Genomic DNA, 13,334 nt, shown 5'->3' on the forward strand with positions numbered 1-13,334 from the left:
GGGGACAATTTTTATTATTTATAGAAGACTCCTATAAATATTTTACCCCGCGTCCCCAGCAAGAACTGAGAGAATTAATAGAAAAACTCAACTGAAGAACAGCAGTTAGAAAAAACTCGTAACCAAGCACGTCAAGAATTGATAAATATAGCAGAATCCAAAAATTATCTGCACCTGATCAGAAAAAACTCCGCCATGAATTGAGAATTTATGCCGAAAAATTTAAGCAAGTGTGGGGAGCAGAATATATTTTTAGTCAAGATAAAGAAGAGTTCAAATTGCCATTTGAATATGTTGCTTTAGATGGTAATTTTTCTATATTCTATAGTATCAACTATCGTCAGATGCAGGAAGCACTAAAAGACCTGTTATGTCTAGACATTCAACCTGAATTAATTGATAAATTAGACCCAAAAACGGCTTTTGATGAATCTCCATTTACAGATCGTCGTGATACCTTTGTTGTCCCGGTTTTGGATGTGCTATTAAAAGCTAAAGATACATTAGGCAAACTACCGAAAATAGATGCAATTCTTCTCAACGGTGGAATGACATATTTTCCATTGGTTACAGAGCGTTTAGAAAGACTTTTACCAGGAACATTAATTCTCTCACAAGGAGATCCAGATTTAGCTGTTGCTCGTGGTGCTGCACTTTACGCTTCTGGTACATTAGGTGATGAAAGTGGGATTAACCCCACAAATATTTGGCTAGAAGTTAAAGATTCCAATACTGAAGAATCTCAACTAGAATTATTAATTTCTCAGGGGCAAAAATATCCTTATCGAACAACTTTGAATGGATTTCGTCTCCCAATGATGGAAAAAGGTCGGATTGGATTTAATACTTGGGTGGGTCAGGGTTCAAAACCAAACCAAAATACAACTTTACAACTTACTCGTTATGTTAATGTAAAGAAAATTAGGGCTGCTAATATTCAACCAGGGGACTATTTAAACTTGGAAGTTAAATATACATTTGATGAGCGATTATGGTTGACACTTGTACATCGAGATCGTCCAGATTGTCGTTTTCCGTTATTAGTTTCTGAGGAAGAACCGGACACAGACGGAGATACTATTGATGACCCAATACCAGCACCTGTTACTCCCATTCCCATTCCCAATATTCCCCGCGCACGGATAGGCAGCGAACCAGATCCTAGTGTTCTGGTACAATTTACCCAATGGGGTAGAGTGTCATTAAGTCTTTCTCAAAATCCACATGGGAATATTTATGATCAAATAAATGACCTGGAAAGGCAAACTCGTAAAGCTACAAATCGGCTATCAATTGTTCAAAGTTTGTTGCAATGGTTGGAACAAGGAAGTAATACTAACGCTGACTTGCAAAAAACAAGACAAATAGTAGCAGTGAGGGCTTTATTTAATATAATCCAATCTCTACCTTCTGATGCTGCTGACTTTCAAACTAGAGAATTGGAACAAAGATATCATAGTTGGATTCTGCGACAATTTGAATCTGGGTTATCTCGCTTTCAATCTAACAATGAACAACTATATTCAGCTATTGCCCATACTCCTGGAAAACTTTTGTGGTCAGATTTTGGCAAGTTAATTTACCAACAATTCACAGAAATATCAAACCAACCTCGTGCTGTTTATTTACTTAACTCCTTTGGAATTTGTGCAGAATCTTCTACTAAAAATATCACTAGATTGCAATCTATTATTCAAGCCAATCCACATTTAGCTTTACGTCAAAAAGCTTTTTGGGCTTTAGCGAGAATTATCAGTCTTGGTCAACCTGCGGAATGGCGAGCTAAACTTATAGATGTGGAAAATGTAGCATCTTTTGTTTTAGATCAGCTAAAAAATCGCATCAGTGAGCCGCAAATTGCGGTAGATGCTTTAGGTTGTTTGAGTCAATGTCTTTTGTGGCATATTAATGAACATTTATTACATGGTGGAATTGTTAATGAAATTTTATTGCTAGGAAAAGTTTATCTACCTTGTAAGACTAGGATGGTAAGTTTTCCGCATATTGAGAGGAACTTTGATCGCAAGTTGGAACTGATAGAAATAATGTTTAATTTCAAAGATGCGAATGATGTTGATAAAGGTGATTTGAAAACTTGGCTCTTGGAAATTGCTAAAGGTTAATCAAACACAAGATAACTAACATATTCAAGATATCATATCACCCTCTTTCTTTCAGGAAACACTGGCTAAACCCCTAATTATAGCGATATGCACTTAAACAAGGTAAATCATAGCCTCCTCCTCGCAAGCGAGAAGGAGGTTGGGGGTGGGTTTCTTATATCATTTCTAAACCCCTAAATTTAATGTTAAAACCAACATAGATATAAACCTCATAAAACCCATGAAAAATGCCTAAAAAAATCAGAGAATTAAAAAGTTTACTCAAAAAAGCTGGCTTTATTTACCGTTCAGCAAAAGGAAGTCATACCCGGTGGTATCATCCTTTATTACCTAGTGATCCGATTACCATATCTGGTAAAGATGGAGATGATGCTAAACTATATATAGAAAAAGAAGTTACCGAAAAATTAGTAAAATTAAAATCAATTCAAGAAGAGGAGTCAGAAGAATGAATTTACATTACACAATTATTATTCAATGGAGTAGTGAAGATAAATGTTATTTAGTTCATTTACCAGAATTTCCTACTCAAAAATATCATACTCATGGTAATACTTATGAAGAAGCTATTAAAAATGCTCAGGAAGTTATAGAAATGCTAATTGCCGAATATCAAGAAGATGGTAAACCTTTACCTGTAGTTAAATCTTTGGAACAATTAATGAAGGTGGCTTAATATTCAATAAAATTAAAATATATTAGCAGGGTTTATCATTGCTAAACCCTTACCATCATAAATTTTCCAGAATCGCTGTAACTTGTCTTTTTAAATCAGATAAATTCTGTTCAATAATTTGCCAAACTGAATTAAGATTTACCTTTAAATAATCATGAATTAAAACATCTCGTAAACCTGCTATTTGCTGCCAAGGAACATCAGAATATTTACTTCTCAACTCAGGTGATAATCTTTTTGCAGCTTCCCCAATGATTTCAAAATTGCGAATTACAGCATCTTGAATCATCTTGGTTTGCATAAATTCTTCCTTACTACCTTTTGTATATTCCTCTATCCGTTCAATACATTCTTGAATATTACTTAAATATAAACGCTCATCTTTCATAATGGCACAGATTCACTTAATACTTTATCTCTAATTAATTCATGTAAATTATTAGGTTCAGCAATATCCACTTTTCGTCCTAGCAATGCTGCTAAATCTTGCATTAAACCAATATAATCAAATAAACTACTTTGTGGTTTTAATTCTACTAAAAAATCTATATCACTATCTGGTGTTGCTTCACCTCTGGCAACAGAACCAAAAACCCTCATATTATAAGCACCATATTTAGTGGCAATTTTTAATATTTGTTCTCGAAATGGTAGTAATAATTCTTCAATTCCCATAATTTATTGTTGATAAACCTTAACCCTCTCTATTTTATTAGATTACATCAGGAGTTGTCAATATAAAGAGAAAATTCAGCCATTGATAAATGAGAATAATACCGGAATATTATCAAAAAAATACTGAATATGTTTGATATTATGTCAGGGTAAAGCCCGCCTGGGAATGAATTCCCAGTCTAATAAGTAATTGGACAAAAATATTTACAGTCATTGCGAGCGAAGGGATCACAACCCTTGCGATTGCTTCATTTCAATTCGTTCCATTCCCAATGAAATTGTGTAATTAATTCTGTCTCACTACTTAGCAGAAGTCATCTGAAGATGACTAAATAACCCGGAAATTTTTGAGTAAACTTGAGTTTACTTTCGCTATTAGCCCGGAAATATGGCTTACGCCACGCTAGGCTATCATTTCCGGGCGGGTGTGGAAGCCAACAGATAAGTAGTGAGACAGAATTAATTACACAATTTTATTGCGTTAGCGCAGCGTGGCGTTAGCCATATGGAACGAAGTGAAATGAAGCAATTCCAAGGGTTGTGATTGCTTCCCTTCGCTCGCAATGACTGTAAATAAATATTTTTGTCTAATTACTTAGGGACTTCCAATTAAAAAAATCCCCAAAAGTTTCTTGTGGTGCGGGCATCTTGCCCGCTAATTACCAAGGACAGGCAGGATGCCCATCCCACAAAATTGGGTAATTTATTTTTTGGTGATCCCTTAAGCCATTTTTAACTTAATTTGACACCAATGAGCAAAAGCTAAACCCCTACCTACTTCCGAATTCTTTTATTTTATAGCAGTATGCACTTAAATGAGATACAGTCATAACCCCCCTCCTCGCTTGCGGGGAGGGGGTTGGGGGTGGGGTTCTTGTATTTCACCCAACCAATAACCGCTATATCTACATCCTTTCTAAAACCTTAATTCCCAACAAAGATAATCCCAACTTCAGCGTTTTTGCAGTTAAATCACATAACATTAACCGCGAAGTTCTAGCAGGTTCTTCAGATTTGAGAACAGGGCAATTTTCATAGAACTTGTTAAACTTATCACTGAGTTGATACAAATAATCACACAAACGATTTGGTAATAAATCCTGTTCTACTTCCTTAATCACCTCATCAAGTTGCAGCAGATGTTTAGCTAAAGTTAATTCTGCATCTTCTCTTAGTAAGATTTGGCGATTTATTCCCAAGTTGGTAAAATCAATATTCCCTTGACGACTAATACCTTGAATCCTCACATAAGCATAGAGAAGATAAGGGGCTGTATTGCCTTTGAGAGATAACATTTTGTCATAACTAAAGACATAACTACTGGTGCGATTTTGGCTTAAATCAGCATATTTAACCGCACTAATCCCCACTACTTCAGCGACATTTTGCATAAACTCTTCTGTTTCTGTGCGTTCATCTTCTTGTAATCTCTTTTCTATGTCTGCACGGGCGCGGTTAATAGCTTCATCTAATAAATCTCGTAAGCGCACAGTATCCCCAGAACGAGTTTTAAATTTTTTCCCATCTTCACCTAATACTAAACCAAAAGGAACATGAACTAATTCCACATCATCAGGAATCCAATTTGCCTTTCTTGCGACTTGGAAAAATTGGGCAAAGTGGTTAGATTGTCCTTCATCTGTCACATAAACAATGCGTTTGGCTTTATCTTCTTGAATCCGATAACCTAATGCTGCTAAATCTGTGGTTGCGTAGTTATAACCACCGTCAGTTTTTTGGACAATTAAAGGTAAAGGACCACCTTCCCTATTTGTAAAACCATCCAAGAAAACACATTTTGCCCCTTGACTTGATTCTAATAATCCTGTTGCTGCTAAATCTTTAACAACTTTTGGTAATAAAGGATTATAAAAAGATTCACCTCTTTCTGTTAATTTTATATTCAGTAAATCATAAATGATTTGAAATTCTTGTCGAGATTGTTCACATAGCAATTTCCAAGCATGAAGTGTATCTTCCGCACCAGCTTGTAATCTCACAACTTCTTGACGGGAAGTTTCTTGAAAAATCGGATCTTCATCAAATCGCTGTTTGGCTTTGCGATAAAAATTAACTAAATCCCCAATATCTAAAGCATTTGCAGTAGTCAGTGCTTCTGGATAAACTTCCCGCAAATAGGTAATTAACATCCCAAACTGTGTACCCCAATCACCAACATGATTTAACCGCAAAACATTATGGCCACAAAATTCTAAAATCCGGGCAATAGAATCACCAATAATGGTAGAACGTAAATGTCCAACGTGCATTTCTTTAGCAATATTCGGACTGGAAAAATCAACAATTTGCTTTTGGGGATTTTTCGCTGTGGGTATTCCCAATCTATCATCTACCTGAATGGCGTTAAGTTGTGCTTCCAAGTAAGATGTTTGTAATTTAAGATTAATAAAACCAGGTCCAGCGATTTCTGGGGTTTCACAAATATCAGATACATCTAGTTTACTGACGATTTCCGCAGCGATAATTCTGGGTTGCTTTCCTAACTTTTTACTCAGGGATAAAGCCACATTAGCTTGATAGTCACCAAATTTAGGATTACTTGCAGCCACCAAAATTGGATCTGTATTGGTATAATCTGTACCAAAAGCAGCGACTAAAGCCTGTGTTAATTTGAGTTTTAGTTGTTCTTGTGTAGCATTCATTATGTAAATTGTATCTGTGTCAAAAGTGCTGTAATGCTTGATTTTAGCTTAAAAATATAGTTATACCAAACTAAGATCAAGCTGAACAGAATCATCAAATCCTTAAATTCATCCGTCTTTATCTGCGTTTATCTGCGTTTATCTGCGTTTAATTTTAACTAATACTTGATTCTATTAGCTAATTTACTGCTGACGTTCTTTGAGTTTAAGCATAGAAATTATCGGTGTTGCTGAGTAAAAGTATGATTTTATTATGCCTACGGCACGCTGCGCGAACACGCAGAGACGCTCCAGGCGCAGAGAGTAAGAGTTTGAGAGATGGGATTTTCGACTACCCGTTACGCTGTCGCTTTAAGCGAAGCCATGCCCGCAAGGGCTTTACACACCCTACTTTTGCAATTTATTTAATCCACATTCCTAAGAATAGCTAATACCTATAACCAAAAATTATATATGTATAAATATCACAATACAAATTTATTATATTTACGGTTGCACAACCCTAACCACGCATTGATATATTCACAGAAGTATTTATCAAAACAAAGTAAAAAAAGTAACACTTAAAAACAGGAATTTCTTTTATAAAAAATCAGCCGAGCCGTGCTAAAGTTTTGATCTTGTTATCTTCCTTAGCTGCTTCAGCTTATGTATCTGCCTTCTTTACATCCACAACACCTTGAAGAATTAGTCAAGAGCAGTGGTATAAACTTAGACTTAATTCTTTTAAACTTTAAATCGCTTCAGGGCATCAGTGCTTATGAATATTTGCTAATTTCTGACCAACTCCCTCGCACCAATACAGGGATGATTAGAAATGCTTGGTTACAGCGTTATTATCATGTTACCGCAGGTGGTTGGTGGTGTTCAGGACTAGACCCCCTCAACAATTGGCATAATATGGAATGGGGATGTTTTAAGCCCAACCAACCGCGACAAAATCAAAAAGGTAAATCCATCAAATATGAACATCCTCCCAGCACACCCACACGCATATTTTGTTTACGCATATCCTTACAAATTTGGCAAGAAGTTGGACAACGTTACAACTTAAGTTTACCGGAAAATATCACCATTAATCATGATGGTGAAGCCGAAGGTTTTTGGTCATGGGTAATTAAAAATAAAATAGCTATTGTTATTTGTGAAGGTGTGAAAAAAGCCGCAGCCCTTTTAAGTCAGGGATATGTTGCGATTGCGATTCCCGGTATTAATAGCGGTTATCGGGTCATTAAAGATGAATTTGGCAAAGTTACCCGTCGGCAATTAATCCCTGATTTAGCCGCATTTACACATACAAAACGCGATTTTTATATTTGTTTTGATTTTGAAACCCAAGCCAAAAAAATTGCCGCTGTCAATAATGCAATTTCCCAACTCGGTTATTTATTTCAACAACAAAACTGCCCTGTTAAAGTTGTCGAACTTCCAGGAAAAGAAAAAGGAGTTGATGAATTTATCATTGCTAAAGGTGCAACAGCATTTGATAAAATTTATCGTCAAAGTCTAGATCTAGATATTTATATTGCCCAAACAAAACCTCACACAGAGTTAACAATTCCGGCAGCACTTACTATTAACCGTCCTTATTTGGGAAACATTACCTTTCCTACCTCTGGTTTAGTGGGAGTTAAATCAGCAAAAGGTACAGGTAAAACCACAGCCCTAGAAAGCATTGTTCAACAAGCAAAAAACCATAATCAACCAGTTTTATTAATTACCCATAGAATCATCTTAGGACGGTTTTTATGTGATAAAATCGGCATTAAATGGGGTCTTGAACATCAAGAATGGAGTATAGAAGCTGATGAAGTACCTGTTACTTATCCTTTAGCAATTACCCCATCTTTAGGATTATGTGTAGATTCAATTTGGAAATTAAAACCCGAAGATTGGCGTGGTGCAATCTTAATTTTAGATGAAGTTGAACAATCTTTATGGCATTTACTCAATAGCAATACCTGTAAACAAAAACGAGTTAAAATTCTCCGCATTTTTCAACAACTAATTTCTACAATTCTCACAACTGGAGGATTAATCATTGCCCAAGATGCCGATTTATCAGATGTATCTTTAGAATATTTACAGACTTTATCAGGAATTAAATTAACCCCTTGGGTAGTTGTCAATGAATGGAAACCAGCAAAAGGTTGGGATACAACTTTTTATGATTCACCCAATCCTACACCCCTAATTCATCAACTGGAATTAGACCTAATTGCTGGACGAAGATGCTATGTAACTACCGATAGTCGTTCTGGACGTTACAGTTGTGAAACCATTGAACGTTATTTAAGGGAACGGTTACAAAAACTCAGAAGAGAATTTCCTGAAACCCTGGTAGTTAGCAGTCATACTACTAATACACCTGGCCATGCAGCCGTTGATTTGATAGCAGCAATTAATCAAAAAATTACTGATTATGATACTGTTTTTGTTACCCCTAGTTTGGGAACAGGAATTAGTATTGATGTCCAACATTTTGACCGAGTTTATGGTATTTTTCAAGGGGTAATTCCTGACTCAGAAGCCCGTCAAGCTTTAGCAAGAGTTAGAGATAATGTCCCCCGTGTGATTTGGTGTGCTAAACGCGGTATTGGCTTAATTGGTAGTGGTAGTACAAATTATCGGTTACTATCTCATTGGTATCAAGAAAATCAAAAAGAAAATTTGGCTTTATTAAGTCCTTTACACAAAATAGATGTAGATTTACCTTTAGTTTATGATCCCATTCATTTACGCACTTGGGCAAAATTATCTGCTAGGGTAAATGCCTCTATTCGTCTTTATCGGCAATCTATGCAAGATGGATTGATAGCTGATGGTCATTATATTCAAATGCGAAGTAATGAAGTACAAAACAACATTCTCCGTGATTTACGTTTAGCCTTTTTTGCCACTGAACCTAGTGATTTAGAAAATCGTAAACGGTTAATTGTCGAAATTGTAAAAGTGCAAAAAGATTGGGCGCAAAGTCGTCAAAAAGCTAAAGAAATTAAACGCAAAATCAAGGACATTAAGCAGCAGAATCAATTAGCAGCAGCCAATTCTGTAGCTACAGCCAAAGATATTAACTATGTAGAATATGAACAACTATTGACTAAACATTCTCTCAGTAATGCCGAACGTCATCAAGTTAATAAATATATTCTCAGACAAAGGTATGGAATTGTAGTTACTCCTCAACTGAAATTACAAGACGAAAAAGGATATTATGGGCAATTGTTAATTCATTATTATTTAACTCATGAAAGTGAATATTTTCATGTCAAAGATCAACAAGAATGGAGTCAGCAATTATTGTGGGGTGAGGGTAAGGTTTTTCTGCCAGATTTAAGAACTTATACTCTCAAGGTGGAAGCTATGCGGGCTTTGGGAATAATGCAATTTTTGGAAATAGAAAGGGTATTTACTGAAAGTGATGCTGACTTAATTTGGTTGAAAAATGTGGCTATACAAAGTAGTAGACATATTAAACGGGCTTTAGGAATTGATTTAGTTAGAGGTAAGGAATCTGTTGCGGGAATTAAGTTATTAAACAGGCTTTTAAGTTTGTTGGGTTTGAAGTTGCAACAAGTCAATGATGGTTATAAAATTGATTTAGAAACTCTCAATGATGGTAGAGATAAAATATTTACAGTTTGGCAACACCGTGATGATTTGATGTTAACTTCTTTACATAATATGGAACGAGAAATAGTGGATTTATCTAGGAAGTCTCAGTATGAAACTGTGTTGATAAGTTGACCAAAAAAACAGATCCCCGACTTCTCAAAGAAGTCGGGGATCTGTGGTAGAATCTAGTTTGTGCGCCTATAAGTGACAAAATGAATAAGAATATCAATTTTGATGTTGTTAATGCTTTGCACCAACAGGGTTTAGATCATTATCATAGTGGTAATTATGAAAAAGCGATCGCTAATTTTGATACAGTTTTGGAATTATACCCTGATTTTTCGATAGCTTATATTAATCGAGGTAATATTTTTCATATTTTAGGGAATTATGAAAAAGCTATTGCTGATTATAATCAATGTATAAAAATAAATCCTAATTTTGCGGAAGCCTATCATAATCTTGGTAATAGCTATTATGCTTTGCAAGAATATGAAAATGCGCTTTCTAATTATAATTTTTCTCTAGAAATTAATCCTAAATTTGGTGCAGCTTACTACAATCGCGGTTTAGTTTATGCTCGTATTCAAGATTATCACCAAGCGATCGCTAACTTTAATCAAGCATTAAAAATAGTTCCTGATGATATTCAAGCATACTATGAACGAGGTTTAGTCTATAGCAACTTGGGAGATTATGAAAGTGCTATTCAAGATTATAACCAAGCATTACAAATTAATCCCACATTAGCTTTAGTATATGGTTTTCGAGCTAATGCACATCATCAATTAGGAAATTATGAAAATGCAGTTAAAGATTATAACCAAGCATTACAAATCAATCCCCATTTAGCTACAGCGTATTATGGACGGGGAATGGTACGAGAGGCTATGCAAGACTTTGTTAATGCAGTTACAGATTATACTCAAGCTATAAAAGTGTCTCCAGAATTTGCCCCGGCTTATTGTAAGCGAGGTGATGCTCATAAGTTGTTAGGTAATATACAAATGGCTATTCAAGACTATAATCAAGCCTTACTAATAGATACAGATTTTTTAGCTGCTTATTATCATCGAGGTAATAGTCGTTATGCAGTTAAGGATTTTGCTGGTGCAGTTAGTGATTTCACAGAGGCTTTACGCTTAAATTCCCAGTCTGCTGTATTTTATAGCGATCGCGCTAATGCTCGTTATGCCCTGAAAGAATATCAAAAAGCTATATCAGATTATACTCAAGCTATCAGCATTAACCCTAGTTTAGCTGAAGATTGGTTTAATCGAGGTCGGAGTCGCTTTCTGGTTGGAGAATTAAATACCGCATTAGCAGATTTAAACCAAGCGATACAATTACAGCCCCGTTATCCTTTAGCTTATTTAGTCAGAGCAGATATCCATAAACATTTGGGTAATCAATTAGATGCGATCGCCGATTTTCGTAAATCTGCTGATCTCTATTCTCAGTCAGGAAATACGCGGTATTATCAGGAGATTACCAATCTGATTTCCAGAATGTCTCAGTCTTGAACAGGGAACAGGGAACAGGGAACAGGGAACAGGGAACAGGGAACAGGTGACAGGTGACAGGGAACAGGGAACAGGGAACAGGGAACAGGGAACAGGGAACAGGGAACAGGGAACAGGGAATTGGTGAAAACTATTTTTCTTTCTTCTTTCTTTTTTCTTCTTCCTCCTGAACTCCTGAATGGGCGCAGGCCCTGCGCCCCTACCTCCTGATAGCGCAGCGTGGCGTTAGCCATACTCCTGAACTCCTGGAGGAGGAAACCCCGCCCCTACTTAATTTCTCGATAGTGTTTTTGAAGATCCTCAATCGTGAACAAAGCCTCAAACTGCAACCCAGCCGACTCATATAGCTCCCCACCGCCCTGCAATCTATCTATGAGGGAAATTACCCTATCTACCGTATAACCAGCAGCCTGTAGCCGTTCCACAGCCTTGAGGGCAGATTGTCCAGTTGTTACCACATCTTCCAAAACTACGACTTTTGCCCCCTGGGGTAAACTGGGACCCTCAATGTAAGCCATTGTTCCGTGTCCCTTGGCTTCTTTGCGAATAATTAAAGCTGGTATCGGTCTATTTTCGTACACGGAAACTACACTAACTGCTGATACAATAGGATCAGCCCCCAAGGTTAAACCTGCCACAGCTTGAGTATCTTTAGGTAACATTGGTAATAATAATCTCGCCATAGCCAAAGCACCTTGGGGGTCAAGTGTGACTTGTTTACCATTAATATAGTAAGAACTCTGTTGTCCAGAGGAAAGAACAAAATCACCTTCTTGATACGCAAGTCGGCAAAATAAATCTAGTAACTTTTGACGGAGAGTGGTTAAATCAGTGGTAGTTGCCCAAATGTTTGGGTTGCTAGAAACTTCGGCGGAATAAGACATTACAAACAATTAAAAGTTGTGTTAAATCAAAATTGCAACTCAACAGAGTTATCTTTATTAAGCATAAATTAAGATTTACCCAAAAAGTAGCGAGAATTAAATTAATTTAATTCTGTCCGCAGCAACGAGTGTGGTTTTCTCTCTGAAAATGTCAATCCCCCTCTTCACTCATGACTACCTTACCCCGAAAGACAAAGTAGTTGTAGATGTTGTAAAACAACATAATGGGAATCAAAAACCCAATGAACGTAATCATAAAGACCATTGAAGTGGCAGAAGAAGCAGCTTGATAAATGGTAATAGATGGGGGAATAATGAAAGGAAAGGCAATAAATCCCAAACCTATAAATGTCAGCAGAAATATTAATGCCGTGTAAACAAATGAAGCAATTTCTTCTTTTTTATCTAAGCTTTTGAGTAGCAACCAAATCAACAGCATACCCAATAAAGGAATCAGGGCAAAAATATAAACCTCTGGTTGATGAAATAGCCTAGCTCTAGCATTTTCATAAACAATTGGCGTAGTAATAGTAATTAAAATTGCGCCAATTAAAGTTGTCCAAGCTGCTAATTTAGCAGTTTTAAAATGAGTTTCCTGTAATTTCCCTTCTGTTTTGAGAATTAGGTAAGTTGAACCAATCAATACATAACCTTGTACAAGTGTCAAGGCTGTTAATAATGATTGCCAACTTAACCAATCCCATATTCCACCAATAAAATGCCCAGCAGCATCAACTTTGATTCCTGCTAATACACCACCCAAGGCAAATCCTTGAAATAAGGAAGCAATGAAACTGCCAATTCCAAAGGCAAAATTCCAGAAACTTTTATTATCAGAATGTTCCCGAAATTCAAAGGCAACAGCCCGCAGAATTAACCCTACAACCATTACCATCAAAGGTAAATAAAGGGCAGTGAGAATTGTCCCATAAGCCAAAGGAAAAGCCCCAAATAATGCCCCAGCCATTAAAACTAACCAAGTTTCATTAGCATCCCAAACATTACCTAAACTGGTCATTAATAGGCTACGGCGTTTTTCATCAGAAGAAGTCAAAGAGAGGATACCAACGCCTAAATCAAAGCCATCTAAAAGCACATATAGGAACAGAAAAAGCCCTAGAATTACAAACCAAACTTGTGGTAAAAAGCGCAATAAAGCTTCCATAGAATTGTTC

Annotated in this window: 10 protein-coding genes; 5 read left to right on the top strand and 5 right to left on the bottom strand. The window is 36.3% G+C overall.

Features of this window, described 5'->3' with window-relative positions; all coding sequences use genetic code 11:
- The first annotated feature begins 200 nt into the window (after positions 1-200).
- The 3 genes from IQ228_RS01125 (at position 201) to IQ228_RS01135 (ending at position 2,799) form a co-directional block, all read left to right on the top strand.
- Complete coding sequence (locus IQ228_RS01125; protein WP_193961980.1) at positions 201-2,123, top strand: hypothetical protein; 1,923 nt, start codon at positions 201-203, stop codon at positions 2,121-2,123.
- 227 nt (positions 2,124-2,350) lie between these two features.
- Positions 2,351-2,575 (top strand): type II toxin-antitoxin system HicA family toxin, encoded by a 225-nt coding sequence (locus tag IQ228_RS01130; RefSeq protein WP_027403709.1) that lies wholly within the window; start codon positions 2,351-2,353, stop codon positions 2,573-2,575.
- Positions 2,572-2,799 (top strand): type II toxin-antitoxin system HicB family antitoxin, encoded by a 228-nt coding sequence (locus tag IQ228_RS01135; RefSeq protein WP_027403710.1) that lies wholly within the window; start codon positions 2,572-2,574, stop codon positions 2,797-2,799. The genes IQ228_RS01130 and IQ228_RS01135 overlap by 4 nt, the downstream gene beginning before the upstream one ends.
- A gap of 55 nt (positions 2,800-2,854) precedes the next feature.
- On the opposite strand, the gene IQ228_RS01140 is transcribed toward IQ228_RS01135, so the two are convergent.
- From IQ228_RS01140 to argS, 3 genes are all read right to left on the bottom strand, one after another.
- Positions 2,855-3,187 (bottom strand): DUF86 domain-containing protein, encoded by a 333-nt coding sequence (locus IQ228_RS01140; protein WP_027403711.1) that lies wholly within the window; start codon positions 3,185-3,187, stop codon positions 2,855-2,857.
- Positions 3,184-3,474, bottom strand: a complete 291-nt coding sequence (locus IQ228_RS01145) for a nucleotidyltransferase family protein (protein ID WP_027403712.1) — start codon at positions 3,472-3,474, stop codon at positions 3,184-3,186. Before IQ228_RS01145 ends, IQ228_RS01140 begins: the two co-directional genes overlap by 4 nt.
- Before the next feature lie 905 nt (positions 3,475-4,379).
- On the bottom strand, positions 4,380-6,137 hold the full coding sequence (gene argS / locus IQ228_RS01150) for an arginine--tRNA ligase (RefSeq protein ID WP_027403713.1): 1,758 nt from the start codon (positions 6,135-6,137) through the stop codon (positions 4,380-4,382).
- Between the two features lie 648 nt (positions 6,138-6,785).
- Between argS and IQ228_RS01155 the strand changes: the two genes are divergently transcribed.
- Both IQ228_RS01155 and IQ228_RS01160 read left to right on the top strand, forming a co-directional pair.
- Complete coding sequence (locus IQ228_RS01155; protein WP_193961981.1) at positions 6,786-9,884, top strand: plasmid replication protein, CyRepA1 family; 3,099 nt, start codon at positions 6,786-6,788, stop codon at positions 9,882-9,884.
- Positions 9,885-9,964: 80 nt separating this feature from the next.
- Positions 9,965-11,275 (top strand): tetratricopeptide repeat protein, encoded by a 1,311-nt coding sequence (locus IQ228_RS01160; RefSeq protein WP_193961982.1) that lies wholly within the window; start codon positions 9,965-9,967, stop codon positions 11,273-11,275.
- A gap of 266 nt (positions 11,276-11,541) precedes the next feature.
- Here the strand turns inward: IQ228_RS01160 and pyrE are convergent, their stop codons facing one another.
- Positions 11,542-12,159 carry an orotate phosphoribosyltransferase gene (pyrE, locus tag IQ228_RS01165; protein ID WP_193961983.1) on the bottom strand — a complete coding sequence of 206 codons (618 nt, stop codon included), beginning with the start codon at positions 12,157-12,159 and terminating at the stop codon, positions 11,542-11,544.
- 151 nt (positions 12,160-12,310) lie between these two features.
- Positions 12,311-13,324 carry a cytochrome d ubiquinol oxidase subunit II gene (gene cydB, locus IQ228_RS01170; RefSeq protein ID WP_096662865.1) on the bottom strand — a complete coding sequence of 338 codons (1,014 nt, stop codon included), beginning with the start codon at positions 13,322-13,324 and terminating at the stop codon, positions 12,311-12,313.
- Between the last annotated feature and the right edge of the window lie 10 nt (positions 13,325-13,334).

The sequence above is a fragment of the Dolichospermum sp. LEGE 00246 genome, assembly GCF_015207865.1.
Classification (GTDB): Bacteria; Cyanobacteriota; Cyanobacteriia; order Cyanobacteriales; family Nostocaceae; genus Dolichospermum; species Dolichospermum heterosporum.